General features: G+C 36.3%; 10 protein-coding genes. 1 reads left to right on the forward strand and 9 read right to left on the reverse strand.

Features of this window, described 5'->3' with window-relative positions; translation table 11 throughout:
- Positions 1-170 precede the first annotated feature (170 nt).
- Positions 171-626 (forward strand): DUF1810 domain-containing protein, encoded by a 456-nt coding sequence (locus B0A68_RS02570; RefSeq protein WP_035682995.1) that lies wholly within the window; start codon positions 171-173, stop codon positions 624-626.
- 119 nt (positions 627-745) lie between these two features.
- On the opposite strand, the gene B0A68_RS02575 is transcribed toward B0A68_RS02570, so the two are convergent.
- The 9 genes from B0A68_RS02575 to B0A68_RS02615 form a co-directional block, all read right to left on the reverse strand.
- The gene (locus B0A68_RS02575) at positions 746-2,140 is read right to left on the reverse strand and encodes a RagB/SusD family nutrient uptake outer membrane protein (RefSeq protein ID WP_035682998.1); all 1,395 of its coding nucleotides are present in this window, start codon (positions 2,138-2,140) and stop codon (positions 746-748) included.
- Positions 2,141-2,151: 11 nt separating this feature from the next.
- Positions 2,152-5,148 (reverse strand): SusC/RagA family TonB-linked outer membrane protein, encoded by a 2,997-nt coding sequence (locus B0A68_RS02580; RefSeq protein ID WP_035683000.1) that lies wholly within the window; start codon positions 5,146-5,148, stop codon positions 2,152-2,154.
- A gap of 305 nt (positions 5,149-5,453) precedes the next feature.
- Positions 5,454-7,103: an arylsulfatase gene (locus B0A68_RS02585; protein ID WP_035683002.1), complete on the reverse strand. Its 1,650-nt coding sequence runs from the start codon at positions 7,101-7,103 to the stop codon at positions 5,454-5,456.
- Between the two features lie 21 nt (positions 7,104-7,124).
- Complete coding sequence (locus B0A68_RS02590; RefSeq protein ID WP_035683004.1) at positions 7,125-8,387, reverse strand: YeiH family protein; 1,263 nt, start codon at positions 8,385-8,387, stop codon at positions 7,125-7,127.
- A gap of 117 nt (positions 8,388-8,504) precedes the next feature.
- The gene (locus B0A68_RS02595) at positions 8,505-10,121 is read right to left on the reverse strand and encodes a sulfatase-like hydrolase/transferase (RefSeq protein ID WP_035683006.1); all 1,617 of its coding nucleotides are present in this window, start codon (positions 10,119-10,121) and stop codon (positions 8,505-8,507) included.
- A 49-nt stretch (positions 10,122-10,170) separates the two neighbouring features.
- The gene (locus B0A68_RS02600) at positions 10,171-10,884 is read right to left on the reverse strand and encodes a thioredoxin domain-containing protein (RefSeq protein WP_035683008.1); all 714 of its coding nucleotides are present in this window, start codon (positions 10,882-10,884) and stop codon (positions 10,171-10,173) included.
- Positions 10,885-10,887: 3 nt separating this feature from the next.
- Positions 10,888-11,952: a sterol desaturase family protein gene (locus B0A68_RS02605; protein WP_035683011.1), complete on the reverse strand. Its 1,065-nt coding sequence runs from the start codon at positions 11,950-11,952 to the stop codon at positions 10,888-10,890.
- Between the two features lie 422 nt (positions 11,953-12,374).
- On the reverse strand, positions 12,375-14,297 hold the full coding sequence (locus tag B0A68_RS02610) for an arylsulfatase (protein ID WP_035683012.1): 1,923 nt from the start codon (positions 14,295-14,297) through the stop codon (positions 12,375-12,377).
- A 26-nt stretch (positions 14,298-14,323) separates the two neighbouring features.
- The gene (locus B0A68_RS02615; protein WP_035683014.1) at positions 14,324-15,796 is read right to left on the reverse strand and encodes a RagB/SusD family nutrient uptake outer membrane protein; all 1,473 of its coding nucleotides are present in this window, start codon (positions 15,794-15,796) and stop codon (positions 14,324-14,326) included.

Here is a 15,796-nt window from a genome sequence, read left to right on the forward strand (position 1 = left end):
ATCGAATATGTTAAAACAGCTGCATAATTATGCGGCTGTTTTTATTTGTAAATAGAAATTATATAACATTTAACGAATAATTATATAATTTAAAAATGGAGTTCCTGAGTAGTTTTGAATTATAATTTAAGACAGCAAAATTTTGTTGAACCTTTATAAAATAACATCAGATGGCTTACGCAAATAATGATTTAATACGCTTTTTAGATGCACAAAACAAACTTTACCTTACCGCATATTCTGAATTAAAAAAAGGAAAAAAAGAAACACACTGGATGTGGTTTATCTTTCCTCAGATCAAAGGATTAGGAAAAAGTAACATTGCTAAACATTATGCAATTGCAGATCTTGAAGAAGCTAAGGCTTATTTAAACCATCCAATTTTATCCAAACATTTAGTCGAAATTGCACAGCTTTTACTGCAGTACAAAAAAAAATCTATCGAATCTATTCTTGGAGATTTAGATGCACGCAAATTGCGTTCTTCTTTGAGTCTTTTCTCTCAGGTAGAAAATGCTGATCCTATATTTCAGGAATTATTAGATACTTTTTACGCGGGCAATTTAGATCCGATTACTTTGGCTATTGCACAAGCTTCAGTAAAAAAAGAGCCTGCAGCAGCATAATAATATCCTTGATCCAAATATAATTTACTTACATTCTATTTTACTTTTTGCTATTTTACTTAGGTAAAAAAAACCATTCGTTTTGCGAATGGTTTTTTTGGTTAAAAATGGTTTTTGGTTTACGATCCGTATCCTGGATTTTGAGTTATTTTTTTGTTGGCGTCTGTTTCTTTTAACGGAATCGGAAATACTAGGTTGTCGGCATCAAAAGGAAGCAATTTTGAGCCGTCTCCATCGGTGCTGATATCTATAGAACGCTGCGTTCTTCTGATGTCGTGAATTAAGAATCCTTCCATTCCAAGTTCAAGTTCTCTTTCCAGCAAAATATCATCAAGTGTAACTGCTAATAATTCATCTGCTTTTGCTCGATTTCTGATGATATTAATATCGTCGAGTGGCGAATTTCCAACAGCAGTTCCTAGTCTTAAGTTTGCTTCGGCTCTGATTAAATATAGTTCAGCCAGACGAATAAGTCCGACGTTAGCAAATTGATCCGTATATTTTGATGTCAGGATTCTTCCGTTTGCTTCGTTTTCATAATAAAATACAGCTCTGTCATCAGGATCGCTGAATTTTTCTAAATAAGCATCTCTGATCGAAAAATCACCGCCACGTCCTCCGTTGTTCTCAGATTCGTAAAACGTGTTTACATCATTTAAACCTGTTTGTTTTGTAATTTGAATAGAAAAAACATCTTCGGTCTGATCGGTATCATGGTTAAAAGCTGCAGCATAATTTGAAGATAATCCGTGACCGCTGTTTTCAATAACGTCATCGGCTGCATCTCTTGCGCCTGCATAATTTCCTTGCTGCAAATAAACACGTGCTAGTAAGGCTTGTGCAGCATATTTGTCTGCATAAAAAGTATTTTCTTCCGGAAGATTAGTATAGGCAAGATTTAAACCATTGATAATTACTTGGTAAACTTCTGCCACAGTACTTCTTTGTTTAGAAAGATCTGCATTAAAATCATAAATGGCATTTGGCCTGATTACAACTCCCAGCTGATTATTGGCTTGACCACTCACATATGGTTTTGCAAAAAAGCGTACCAGATCAAAATAAGCCAGAGATCTTAAAAAATTGGCTTCACCAATCATTACGGCTTGTCTTTCCGGATCTTTTACGACACTAATATTATCAATTACGGTATTTGCAGCATTTATTATTTCGTAACATCTTGCATAGGTTCCTTCAATGATTACGTTGTCAGACTGCATGTCTTTAAGATACATTTGTCTTAATTCGGCATAAGTTCCTCTCCATCTTAAGTCGGTTGTGTTAAGTACGCCTGTAACACCTAATAAATCGGCATAAAGTAAAATTCTTCCTCCGTAGGCATTTCCATTTGCTGCCAAAGCATAAGTTCCGGTAAGTACATTTGTTATTCCGGCTTCGGTACTTAAAGTAACAGAAGCATCTTCTCTTTGCTTAGGATCTAAGTCTAATTCATTTTCACAACTTGTAAAAAATACTGCGAAAATTATAAATAAGAATACGTTATTTGCTTTCATCATGTCCTTTTTTAAAAATTAATATTTACTCCCAATGCTATCGTTCTTGCCGGAGGTGCAGAGTAAAAATCCTCTCCAATTCCAACTCCATCATCTCTTCTTGCTTCAGGATCGTAACCTTTATAGTTGGTAAAAGTCAGTAAGTTAACTGCTGTTGCGTATATCCTCAAACTGCTCATTCCCATGTCACTTACAGTTTGTTTTGGTAATGTATATCCAAGCGTTATATTTCTTAGACGAATAAAATCTGACTCATCCAGATAGCGTGTAGAATCCTGAGTTCCGTTTGCTCCTCCAAATCTTGCCTGAGGTACATCTGTAATGTCGCCGGGATTCTGCCAGCGGTTTAACTGATCTGCAGTCTGGTTGTCAAAATAATCTGCTACTGTAGATTGGTATATTCCAGCTGTGTTATAAATGCTGGCTCCCCATTCTCCCTGAAAAGTAAATGTAAAATCAATTCCTTTGTACAAAATGGTATTGGTTAATCCAGACATTAATGTAGGGAAAGGATTTCCGGCAATAATTCTTTTTGCTTTGCTGTAATCATTAGTAGTAGATCTGTCAATTGTACCATCATCGTTAACCACATTTTTTACAAAAAGCGCATCTCCGTTTGCTGGGTCAACTCCTGCATATTCAACTAAATAAAAAGAAGATATGTTTTCGCCGACTCTATTAATGGTGAAATTATTGATAATATCAGTATTGTTATTTGGCAGCGATTTTACTTTTGATTCGTTGGTCGTAATATTGAAACTTGTATTCCATTTAAAATTTTCTGTATCAACATTTTTGGTGTTTAAAGTGAATTCAAAACCATTGCTTCTAATTTTTCCAATATTTTTATTGATTAAATCCGTTCCAGAACTTAAAGGCAGCGGTACTTCAAATAATAAACCATCAGTATCTTTTTGGTAATAATCTGCTTCAAAAGAAATTCTATCTAAGAAACCTATTTCAATACCAAAATCGGTTTGTGTAGATTTTTCCCAGCTAAGATTGTCATTTCCAGCCTGATCAAAAGTTAAGCCTGATTTAAGATTATAAGGATTTGGCTGGTACAATTGGCGGGAAGCAAAATTTCCGATTTCTGCATTTCCTAATTTACCCCAGCTTGCTTTTAATTTTAAATAAGTCAAAACCTTATTTTCTTTTAAGAAATTTTCCTGAGACATTACCCATCCTGCAGACAAAGCAGGAAAAACTCCGAATCTTTCATTTTTTCCAAAGCGGGAAGAACCATCACGGCGAATACTGGCTTTAAACAAATATTTGCCTTGAAAACTATAATTAAGCCTTCCAAACTGAGATACAAATGCATAATCGGTCTGGCTGCCGTGTCCTTCATTTACTTCGGCACCGCCATCTATCGTCTCAAAAGAATCATTTGGGAAATAAATACTGTTTACATCCTGATATCTTCTGTTGTATTTGTTGAATTCCATACCCGCAACCACATTTAGGTTGTGCTTTTCAGCGAAGGTTTGATCGTACGTAAAATAATTACTAAAAACATAACTCTCACTATTCTGAGCAGATGCAAATACAGCACCGTCTGTTGCCATAAAAGGAGCATTTTTACCTTGCCAGTAATCTTCTGTCTGAGTTAAAAGATCATAAGAAAAATCAGAATTGAATTTTAAAGATTTGAATAGTTTTAATTCTCCATATACTTTTCCGATCACTCTTCTCATTATTGTTTTCCAAAAGGAATTGTCTTTTGCCAAAAGATAATTAGCATATTCTGTGTTTGGATTTGCAGTTCCGTCTGCTAATCTTGCCGGCGAAATTGGCGCCTGAGCTACAGACTGTAATGGCGTTACAAATGAATTATCATCCTGAACACGATCTATTGCAGATCTGGAAAAACTAAGATTCATTCCGGCTGTAAAACGATCTGATACCTTGTGAGACAGATTGCTTCTTGCCGTAATTCTTTCTAAACTGTTGCTGTCCACAATTCCGACAGTATTATTGTAAGCTCCCGAGAAAAAGTATTTTGTTTTTTCATCACCTCCCGAAAGAGAAAAATCTGCATCTGTGGTGTATCCGGTTTTTAAGGCTTCTTTTTGCCAGTCTGTATTTATGGCGCCGTTTCTCCAATCTGTTCCCTGCGATAAAAATTCTAATTCGTCTTCTACAGATTCAAGATCGTCCACATTTCGGCCTGCTTCCTGCAATAATTCAACATATTGTTTTGAATCCAGCCATTTCTTTTTGTGAGTAGCTTCACTAACTCCCTGAGATATATTTATGGAAAAATTTCCTTTTCCTTCTTTTCCTTTTTTAGTAGTAATTAATACCACACCATTTGCACCTCTCGCACCATAAATTGCAGCAGAAGAAGCATCTTTTAAAACATCAATAGATTCGATTTCGTTTGTACTTAACGTCAATAGCGGATTGGTTGCCGCTCCGTTGCTTGAGTCATCGTCATCATTAATTAATGGTATTCCGTCTAATACATACAACGGCTGTGTTCCTGCACTAATACTTGCAGCTCCACGTACTCTAATGTTCATTCCGCCTTCGACTTTACCATTAGTCTGCGTTACCTGAACCCCTGCCAATTTACCTACTAATGCATTTTGGAAGTTTGAAACCGGTACCTGCTGAATATCTTTTGCCGTAACGCGGGCAATATTATCGGTTAAATTCTTTTTGGTCTGTGTACCATAACCTACAACTAAAACGGCTTCCAGTTCGTTTGAAGCATCTTCCAGTTTTACTTTAACCGATTTGGAAGCCGAAACTTCAACCGATTTCATTCCTAAATAAGAGATTACCAATGTTTGTCCCTCTCTGGCATTGATCGTAAATTCTCCGTCAAAATTGGTCTGAGTACTTTCTTTGGTACCCTTTAAAACTATATTTGCTCCAGGAACCGGCATTCCTGTTTTGTCGGTAACTATTCCTGTTACCGTAATTCCTTGGGCGAAAGCTGTTTGAATGAATAATAAAAACATCAAGGCCCCAAACCTCTTAAAGTTAAAATTAATTTTCATTTGTCATATTTTATTAGATTACTTATTATCAAATATCTTAAAAATATGTTAATAAATAACAATAAATTAACAATCAAAATCACTCGTTATTATATTATTGTTAGATTTTTAACAATGCAGTTGAAATAAAATCTTTTTCTTAAAATAAAACAGCTTTACTGGCTATAATATAATTTAAGGAAAAAATCTTTTGAGAAGAAATGCGTTTGATATTGGGGAATAATAAGTACAATCATCAAAAAAAGCGATTGTTAAGAAACAATCGCCTTTGGTTATAATTACTTTAAAATATCAAAAAAAAGTAATTATCGCTTTGGAGCTGCACCGGGCATGAGCTCATTTCTTGCTTTGAATTTGCTGTATTCTACCACTCCGGTTTTATCTGCCCAGTCAAAATATTTTGCCGAAAGAGCATTTACAATTCCCGGGTTTTGCTGTGCAATATTGGTTGTTTCGCCGCGATCAGTTTCCAGATTATAAAGTTCCCATTGATAAGAAGGATAAATAGAAACCAATTTCCATTTTCCCTCTCGTACTGCTCTGTTTCCTGCTCTTTCCCAAAATAAAGGTTCACCTCGGTTCACTTCAGAAACATTATCAAATAAAACGGGAAGCAGACTTTTCCCCGGAAGCGGATTCGAAACCACTCCGTTATAATTTTTTGGATATTCTATTCCGGCCAAATCATAAAAAGTAGGAGCAAGGTCAATAATATGTCCCGTTCCTTTATCAATTCGGCCCGCTTTAATTTTAGATGGAAACCAAGCAATAAATGGCGAGCTGAAACCGCCTTCATGCATATTATTTTTATATTCCTGCAAAGGAGTATTAGACAAGTACGCCCAGTTTTGTTCCTGATAATCAAAAGATCCAGAACTTCCAACTGGCCCGTCATTGCGAACTAAAGCGCGATTTAAAGGATTATAGGTATTAAATCCGCCTTGAGCGCCGTTGTCTGCAATAAAAATTATTAAAGTGTTTTTATCTTTTTTTAAGGCTTTAAGTTTTTCTAAAACCTTACCCACATTCTGGTCCATATTGTCGACCATTGCGGCATAAACTTCCATTTTGGCTTTCCAGAATTGTTTTTCGTCATAAGTGAGTTTATCCCATTCCGGAACTTCAGGATCTCTTGGCGAGATCGTTTGGTTTGCCGGAAGAATACCGCTTTCCTTTAATTTCTTAATTCTTTTTTCTCTCAAAACATCCCAGCCTTCGTCAAATTTTCCTCGGTATTTTGCGATATCAACTTGTTTTGCCTGCAGCGGCCAGTGCGGTGCTGTAAAAGCGAGGTATAAAAAGAATGGTTTGTTTTCTTTGTTTTGTTCGTCTAAGAAAGTAACCGCATTGTTTCCTATTTCATCTGTAAAATAATACGAATCATCTTTTGGATGCAGCTCTTCATTGTTACGGATTAATTTTACAGGATAGGGAGTTTTTCCGAAAGGAAGTGGTTTGGTATCAAAATAATTTGATGCGCCCTTTAAAATACCGTAAAACTTATCAAATCCTCTCTGATTAGGCCATTGCGCTTTATCTTCTGAACCTACATGCCATTTGCCCGAAATCAAAGTACTGTAACCACCGGAACGGAAGACTTCGCCAAGTGTCAGAGATTCTTTATTTAAATAACCCTGATAAGCCGGCAGCCCTAAATTGACATCAAAATAACCAATTCCGGCTTTGTGCTGATATTGCCCGGTTAGGACAGAAGCTCGTGTTGGCGCACAAATCGAATTATTGTAAAATTCGCGTAAGCGCAAACCTTCACTGGCCAATTTATCCACATTGGGCGTTTTAATCTCAGAACCGTAATTTCCTAAATCAGAATACCCCATATCATCCACCAAAATTAGAATAACATTGGGCTTTGAGTTCTCGGCAGTTTTATTTTGCGCCTGTACAGAAACTATTGCAGACAATAGTAAATTTAGCGTAATAAGTGTTTTTTTCATTGTTTTAAAAATTTGGCAATCTTATTTGCTGAAAAGCAAAAAGGCAATTAAAAGTGTAATTATAATATTGAAAAACTGAGCGGTTAAGAAAGCGTACAAAGGCTTTCTACTGTTGGTTACAAATAAATCTTTAAAATTGGTTTCCAGACCAATACTAGTAAAAGCAAGGGCAAACCAAATACCCTGCAGATTCTTCAAACTGTCTTTTACTTCATCTCTTGTTTCGGGAGTTATAAAAAATGAAAAAATCAAAGAAGCAGCAATAAATCCGATTACAAATTTCGGGAAGCGTTCCCAAATGACTTTTAAAGTTGGTTTAGATGCTGTAACATCTGAAGATTTATTATGAGTGTAAGTCCAGTAAACCGAAATTGCAAACGCGGCTAATCCTAATAAAACATTCTGCGAAAATTTTACAATCGTACTGATTTTTAAAGCCGTTTCGCCAACCAAAGTTCCAGAAGCGACAACTGCGCCTGAAGTATCGATGCTTCCTCCAAGCCAGGCTCCGGTTACTTCTTCTGGGAAATTGAAATATTTGGCGATTATCGGCATGAAAATCATCATGGGAACAGCAGTCACCAAAACCATCGAAATAACATACGAAAGTTTTTTAGAATCGCCTTTTATAGCGCCAGAAGTTGCAATTGCTGCAGAAACCCCGCAGATTGAAACGGCACTCGAAATCATCATAGTTAATTCATCATCAACTTTTAATTTTCGGCAAAGCCAAAAAGCAAAATACCAAACCGATAAAACGACAATTAATGCCTGAATTAATCCAAGTGAACCTGCTTTTAAAATGTCTGAAAAAATAACGCTGGTTCCTAATAATACCAATCCGATTTTTACAAAAACTTCTGTAGAAAGCGCAGAACGAAACCATTCAGGAAGTTTAAAGAAGTTTCCAATTGCTAAACCAATTGCCAGACTAAAAATTACAGCTTCTAAATTAATAGATTTTATTGCCGAATTTCCTGCGAGAATAAGTGCGATCAATGTTAGAAGATACACTATCGGAAAAGTAAAAAGAAAATATTTTACTGATTTTCCAATTAAAAAAGCACCGATTGTGCCAATAGATATTAGATATAAAAATTGAATTAAAAGGATTTTAAGGTTTTTAAAGTCAAATACTTTCGTAAATAACTCGGAGCTGTTTGACCATGAAAAAACAGGAACTTCGGGAAGAAAAACAAAAAGCGAAATTCCGATTATTATAAATCCGAGAATAACGACTGTCCAGTCTTCGTGAATTGTATTTTTTTTAGTTTGAATTGACATTTGTTTTTGATTTCCTGCAAGGTTTTCAAAACCTTGTAGGTATTAATTATTGATGTTGAATAAAAAATAAACCTACAAGGTTTTGGAAACCTTGCAGGAGGAGTATTTTGGTTGTAATTACAAATCGACAAAGTATTTCTGCCTGCCAAAGTCGAATTCATAATAGGTTAGGTTTGGCCACAAAGGTTTTATAAGCCCTTTTTCCCAAGTTTGTAAAGCAGTTTGTAATTCCTTTACTTTTTCAGGATTTTTGGATGCTAAATCTGTGGTTTCAGATTTGTCTTTGGCTAAATCATACAGCCAGGTTTCATGCGTTTTCCCGCTGATAATTAATTTATAATTCCCGCTTCTAATCGCTTTTGCATCGCCGGAACGCCAGTATAGGTTTTTATGCGCTTCTTTATTTTCGTTTACATAACTTACAAGATCTACACCATCGTAAACACGGTCTTTTGGAAGACCAGAATGTATTGCAGCAGCAATTGTGCTAAAAATATCCAGAGAGCTTACCGGAGTTTTATAAACCGTATGAGGTTTGATTTTTCCCTTCCACGAAAGTGCAAACGGAACATTTATACCGCCTTCAAAATGAGAAAATTTACCTCCCTTCAGCGGTGCATTTGTTGTTGCAAAAGTGTAATCGGCACCTCCGTTATCACTGGCAAAAATGATTAATGTATTTTCTTCTAAACCTTCTTTTTTAACTTTCTCGCGAATTCTTCCTATGGCATCATCCAAAGCGCTGATCATAGCAAAATAAACACGTTTGTTTTCGTCTTTTACATTCGGAAAACGATCATAATATTTTTTGCGAACCTGAAAAGGAGTATGCGGTGCATTAAACGGAACATAAAGTAAAAAAGGCTTCGTTTTATTTTTATCGATAAAAGCTTCTGCTTCTTCTGCAAATTTTTCGGTCAGATAAGCTTTTTCCTGTATGATGGTGGTATCTCGTCGAATTTGTCCGATTCCGACACGGCCTTTTCCCCAAATCATTTTATCGGTAAAATCTTTATGATGGTGATTGATAATATCCGGATTATCATCTTCTGGAGCAAAAAGCGAAAATGCCTGATAAAACCCATAATGATAATCGAAACCACGGTCTAAAGGGAAGAACCCTTTGTTATGTCCCAAATGCCATTTTCCTATTATACCGGTGCTGTATCCTTGTTTCTTGGCTAAATCTGCAAATGTAATTTCAGATTTTGGAAGTCCTTGTGTAGCAATTGAAGCCTCGTTTGGATATTCAATTTTCGGATTCAGTCTCCAGCTGTTGGTGTTCATTAAATATTTAAAGGCATAATATTCAAGATTGTTTTTCGGATATCGGTCTCCAGGCTGATATTCGTGTCCAAAACGTTCCTGATAACGGCCTGTGATTAGTCCGGCACGCGAAGGTGAACAAATAGAAGACGAAACATATCCATCTGAAAAAGTAACACCCGAAGTAGCCAAAGAATCAATCTGCGGTGTTGGAGTCGATTTTCCTCCGTAAAGCGAAATATCATATTTGCCTAAATCGTCTGCAAGAAGTATAATGATATTTGGTTTTTTTGATGAAGTTTTAGAGCTGTCTTTTTCTGCCAGAAAAGCTGCTTTGCCTGCTGCTAATTTTGTATCGGGTTCAATTAATTTTCCGTTGGTATTAATCGGCCAGAAAAGAAATAGTGCCAAAAGAAACAGCACTATTAAGATGGGGACAACAATTTTGGTTATTTTTTTATATGCCATAAGGTTAGTTTATTTGAGGTAATGAGTTGCAATTTATTTTTGAAAAACTTTAATTGTGGGCTAAAGCTGTATCAACATCGTTTTTCAAATCGCCTAAACCGTCTTTTTTGAAAATGATTTTACCCTTTTGATATAAAATCAAAGTAGGGAAGACCTTTACGTTTTTTAAATCGGCAATTACTTGCGGGCTTTCTTCTAATTCAATTTCTACGATTTTTAGTTTTTCTCTATATTGAGTTCTAATCGATTCCAAAATAGGTTTTACGGTTTTGCACGTGGCACAATATTTTGAGCCAATGTCTACTAAAACGTATTCATTTTCGGCTACTATTTTCTTGTATGCGGCTAATGATAATTTACTCTTTAAGTTGCTGTAAAAAGGTTTTCCGCCTCCGATCCAGCTGGCAATTCCGCCTTCTAAAATGTAAACTTCTGAGAATCCTTTTTTTGACAAGTCGGTTGCCAAAAGTCCGCTTCGGTAAGCGGCAATAGAATAAATAAATACTGGCTGTGACGGATTTAAAGCAGCAGTCTGTTTTTCATAATCTTCTGATTTGGTATTGAAATTTAGAGCGCCTTCAATATGATTTAACGCAAATTCTTCAGGACCTCTGGCATCAATAATCTGCGGATTTTTTTGACTTTTAATTTTACTGTAAAAAGCATCCAGCAAAACATTAGCACTTTGTCCCTGAGAAAAAACAGCAATTGTAATTAGAAATACAATTGCTGTTAAACTGAATTTAAACTTTCTGTTTTTCATACTTTAAGACTGAACCTGTTCTAATATTGGAGCAGGAATTTCTTCAAAAGAAACTGCTTTTGGTTTTAGTGGCACAGATAAAACCCCGTCTGCCAGTGCACTTCCTTCTTTTTTAGATTTGAATATCGGCCAAAGAAACTGTGCGTACCATTCTTCTTGTTTGTATGATTTCATTCCGTAAGATTCCGGGAATTTGCGTGTAATTAATCCTGTTCCGAAGATTACATCCCAAAGAAAAAACATGTTTCCGAAATTTCCTTTAAAATGTCCAACACCGTCTCCGCTTGTATCTGCATGATGTGCGTGGTGAGTGGCTGGAGTAGAAATTAATCTTTCTAAAACCCAGGCAATCGGGTGTAGAACTCTGTATTTGTAAAATGGTTTATCCCACGCAATACTTGAATGCGCGCCTAAAGTGATGAAACTTTTAATTACCAAAACAAATAATGCAGGCAGTCCCAGACCTAAATAAGTTAAAGTCGCAGTCAGATATATTTGAGAAAAGAAAATGGTATAGATAAAGTTTTGTCTCGAAGCCATTGCCATTCCCATATAAGGCGCAGAATGATGCGTTCTGTGAAAACGCCATAAAAACGGAACCTGATGATGAAGTCTATGATACCAATATTGAGTTAAATCGTCGGCAATTGCGATTAGAAAAAATCCTCCCCAAAAAGGAACCCACGATAATGTATTGGCCAGATTTGGAAGTAAATAAGGCAAAGCTGTTAAGCTGAAAAAAGCAATAACAGGAGGTAAAATTAATTTTGGAGCCAAAAAAGAAACAATATCAATTTTGCGTTCTTCGCCCGTCCATTGGTCATCATATAAACCTGCTCCAAACTCAATAAGTCCCAAAACAATCATAAACACGGTTAATCCCCAAGTTCTGATGTTTGCAAAAGCGGGTTGTATAAATTCTAAAAATGAGGGTAATGTAACATGCGATTCGCTCACAACGCCATTGCCCAGTTTAAAATAAAGATAGATTGCCAGCACAGGCAATGCGTAAATTAAAAGACTTATACTTAAATCTCTCGTCAGTTTTGAATTTTGAACTACTGCCATGATTTTTTATTTTAAAAATTGATTAATTAATGTTAATCCTCCAGCCAAAATTGCCAGCGGAACCAAAAACAAGATTATCCCAACGGCAATCTTTTTTCCTATAATTTCGTAGTCTACTCGTTTCATATCTCTCTGAATTTTAATACTTAATGTAAAAATAAATAAATAAAGCTATTAATTCTATAGTTTTAATAGAGTTTTATTTTTTAATTTTTCTGTAATTTGTTATAATTTCTTTTTTTAATTTATCCTGCAAGGTTTCCAAAACCTTGTAGATGTAATTTTCAAAATTTTAATCAATGATTTGGTTGTTAAACCTAAAGGGTTTCCAAAACTTTGCAGGTATGATTTTCAAAATTTTAATCAATGATTTCGGTTATTTAAACCTACAAGGTTTTAAAAACCTTGCAGGTTGGTAATCCTTATTTATTGGTTTCAGCATCTCCGGGTTTAGTAGCTTGTTTGATTAAATCAGAAACTGTTTTTCCTTTATCAGCACCAGTATTGTGAATTCTTCTGTTATACACATCCTGCCAGTCGATCAAAGGGTAAACGTTGTTCTCTTTTGCCTGCTCATCAAATAATTTTTGAAGTTCAGCCAGTTTTTCAGGATATTTTTTTGCCAGATTATTACGTTCGTTAAAATCTTCGTTTAGGTTATATAATTCCCAAACATCAGTATCAAAATTACTTTCAGCAGGTTTTTCATTTTTACCTAAAGATTTTTTTACAGCAAATGAATCTGGTAAATGTGCAGCTGCGGCTTTCCATCCGTCTTTATAAATAGCTCGGTTTCCAAAAATATAATAGTATTGCACTTTATGTAACGATTCTGCTTTTGGATTCTCCAAAGAAGCTTTGAACGTTGAACCCTGAATGATATCTTGTTTTACTTCTTTGATATATTCCGGTGCCTTAATTCCGGCAATATCCAAAGTTGTCGGCAGAATATCGGTTACGTGGCTGTATTGATTTCTAATACCGCCTTTATCTTTAATTCCGTTTGGATAAAAAACAATCAACGGATTTCTTGTTCCGCCTTCAGAATGTGCGTCTTGTTTCCAGTTTTTAAAAGGTACATTGGTTGCCTGCGCCCAGCCTAAAGGATAATTGGTATTTAAACCTTTTGCAGTTCCGATTTCACCAATATTATTCAAATTGCTTTGAAGATTTTCTTCATCTGTTTTTCCCTGAGAAAATAAACTTTGACTGATAGTTCCCTGCAGCGTTCCTTCTTTACTTGCTCCGTTGTCTCCAATGGCAACAAAAATCAAAGTATTATCAAGTTGTCCGCTTTCTTTAAGATAATTAACCACTCTGCCAACTTCATAATCCGTATACGTTAAAAATCCGGCGTAAACTTCCATGAATCTTGCATATACTTTCTTTTGGTCGGGAGTCAATTTTTTCCATTCTGTAATTAGTGCATTACGCTCTGGTAAAACGGCATTGGCAGGAATCACTCCCAGTTTTTTCTGGTTTGCAATTACTTTTTCGCGGTATACATCCCAGCCTTCATCAAATTTTCCTTTGTAAGGTTCAACCCATTTTTCAGCAACCTGATGAGGTGCATGAACCGCTCCGGGTGCATAGTATAAGAAAAATGGTTTTCCAGGTGCAGCTTTTTGCTGTTTTTGGATGTAATTAATTGCTTTGTCAGTAATCAATTCATTCAAATGTCGGCCGTCTGGTTTAATGTGTACCTGATCTTCGACTAAATCAGGATTATACTGATCGGTTTGAGAACCTAAGAATCCGTAAAAATGATCAAAACCTTTTCCGGTCGGCCATCTGTCAAATGGTCCTGCATCAGAAGCCTCTTCGTCTGGTGTAACGCCATACTTTCCAACTGCAAAAGTGTTGTACCCATTCGTGCGAAGAATCTCTGCGATGCTTCCTTTATCAGACGGAATCCTGCCGTCCCAGCCAGGAAAACCTGCTGATAAAATAGTATGAGAAAAACCGCTTACGTGAACTCTTCCCGAATTTCTTCCGGTTAATAATGCCGCGCGGGTTGGAGCACAAATAGCGGTGGTGTGAAAGTTGGTGTAACGTAAACCATTATTTGCCAGATTATCAAATGTTGGTGTGTTGATTAAACCTCCAAAAGTACTTGCGGCTCCAAATCCAACATCATCCAGTAAAATCCAGACAATGTTTGGAGCACCTTGCGGCGCTTTTACAGGCTCCGGCCAATATTCTTTAGAATCGGCCAAAGTTTTACCAATAGTTCCTTTGAACTCTGATTTTTCTTGTGCTATTCCCAATTGCGTAATTAGGAAAGCAGTAACCAAAAGCCCATTTTTAGGACTTTTGATTGTGCTATTGATTTTAAAATTTTTCATGTTTAATAGTTTTGTTGTGGTTGTAGTTAATAGCCGGGATTTTGTGGTAAACCAGCTGGGTCAATGCTTCTTTCGCTCTGCGGAATCGGATATAAATTATTTCTTTCTGTAACAGAATTTTTGGCCGTAACTTTTTTAATCTCTGTAACCAATGTTCCCCAGCGAACTAAATCAAACCAGCGCTGTCCTTCCTGTACAAATTCTTTTTTGCGTTCTTCCTGAATTGCAGCTCTAAAAGAAGCCTGCGTTAATCCTGATAAATCTATAGAGGCATCGGGTGTTGCAATTGGTTTGCCAAAAGCCCTTCTTCTTACCTGATTAAAAGCTTCATAAGCTTCGGCTGTAGGACCGGACTGTTCATTTATCGCTTCCGCTAAAGACAATAAAATGTCGGCATAACGAATAACAGGAAAGTTAATTGCAACATTCGCAGGAGTTGCCAGATTACTCAAGTCTAAATATTTCTTGAAAATTGGTTTCGGAAAAGTATAAAGAGCTCCTGTCGCCGGATTTACTAATTGTTTAGCATAACTCACATCTCTTCTGGTATCGCCCGCTGCATAAATATCATAAAATAATGCGACGTCAGAAATTATATCTGCTGGTTCAGTGGCTGTAAAACCAGTAAAAGAGGTCGACTGAAAAGTACTGCCGCTCGAGCCGTTTCCGGCTTGATTTGGTTCAAACTGAACAGAAAATATATGTTCTTTTCCGTTCTTTTTTGTTTTTGTAAAAATATCGCTGAAACTTTCGAACAAACCATATCCATAACCTCCATTAATGACCTGATTGGCTTTTAATATCGCATTTGGATAATCTTTTCTCGTTAAGTATACTTTGGCTAAAATTGCCTTTGCAGCTCCAGAAGTAGCACGTCCGGCATCAGCTGCAGCATAAGAAGCAGGCAGATTTTCGGCATCTGTCAAGTCTGTAATAATCTGCGCATATACTTCGTCTACAGTTCTTCTTTTCGTTTTTAAACTCTCAAGCTCAATTGTAGTCGGCTCATGCAAAACAATCGGCACACCGCCCCAAAGACGAACTGCCTGAAAATACAGTAACGCTCTAATAAATTTAGCTTCGTTAATCAATCGCGTTTTTACAGTTTCTGATGCCGATACTTTTGGGATATTATCTATGGAAACATTTGCTCTGTTTATTCCGGCATAAATTTGGCGCCATGCTACCTGAACACGGTCTGAAGTAGCATCGTGCGTTAAACTGCTCAAAGCTCTTACCTGCGGATTTGTTGCTGAAACTCCCGCTGCAGCATAATCTGAAGCCATATCGGTAAGGAAATATAAATTTCTTCCAAATAAACTCTGCTCACCCGGATCAAGGCTTAACGACGCATAAACAGCAGTTACACTTGCTATGGCATCATCTTGAGTGTTAAAATAATTATCTTCGGTTACAAAAGAGGTTGGAGTTACCTCAAGTTCAGTGCACGATGTAAAAATTAGGGCACTTAATGTGAATATTATGATGATCTTTTTCAT

The sequence above is a fragment of the Flavobacterium reichenbachii genome, assembly GCF_002217435.1.
GTDB lineage: Bacteria > Bacteroidota > Bacteroidia > Flavobacteriales > Flavobacteriaceae > Flavobacterium > Flavobacterium reichenbachii.

Bases quoted from the DNA above. Each gene is read 5' to 3' on its own strand.
- B0A68_RS02570 (WP_035682995.1), top strand. From the start codon at position 171: ATGGCTTACGCAAATAATGATTTAATACGCTTTTTAGATGCACAAAAC.
- B0A68_RS02575 (WP_035682998.1), bottom strand. From the start codon at position 2,140: ATGAAAGCAAATAACGTATTCTTATTTATAATTTTCGCAGTATTTTTT.
- B0A68_RS02580 (WP_035683000.1), bottom strand. From the start codon at position 5,148: ATGAAAATTAATTTTAACTTTAAGAGGTTTGGGGCCTTGATGTTTTTA.
- B0A68_RS02585 (WP_035683002.1), bottom strand. From the start codon at position 7,103: ATGAAAAAAACACTTATTACGCTAAATTTACTATTGTCTGCAATAGTT.
- B0A68_RS02590 (WP_035683004.1), bottom strand. From the start codon at position 8,387: ATGTCAATTCAAACTAAAAAAAATACAATTCACGAAGACTGGACAGTC.
- B0A68_RS02595 (WP_035683006.1), bottom strand. From the start codon at position 10,121: ATGGCATATAAAAAAATAACCAAAATTGTTGTCCCCATCTTAATAGTG.
- B0A68_RS02600 (WP_035683008.1), bottom strand. From the start codon at position 10,884: ATGAAAAACAGAAAGTTTAAATTCAGTTTAACAGCAATTGTATTTCTA.
- B0A68_RS02605 (WP_035683011.1), bottom strand. From the start codon at position 11,952: ATGGCAGTAGTTCAAAATTCAAAACTGACGAGAGATTTAAGTATAAGT.
- B0A68_RS02610 (WP_035683012.1), bottom strand. From the start codon at position 14,297: ATGAAAAATTTTAAAATCAATAGCACAATCAAAAGTCCTAAAAATGGG.
- B0A68_RS02615 (WP_035683014.1), bottom strand. From the start codon at position 15,796: ATGAAAAAGATCATCATAATATTCACATTAAGTGCCCTAATTTTTACA.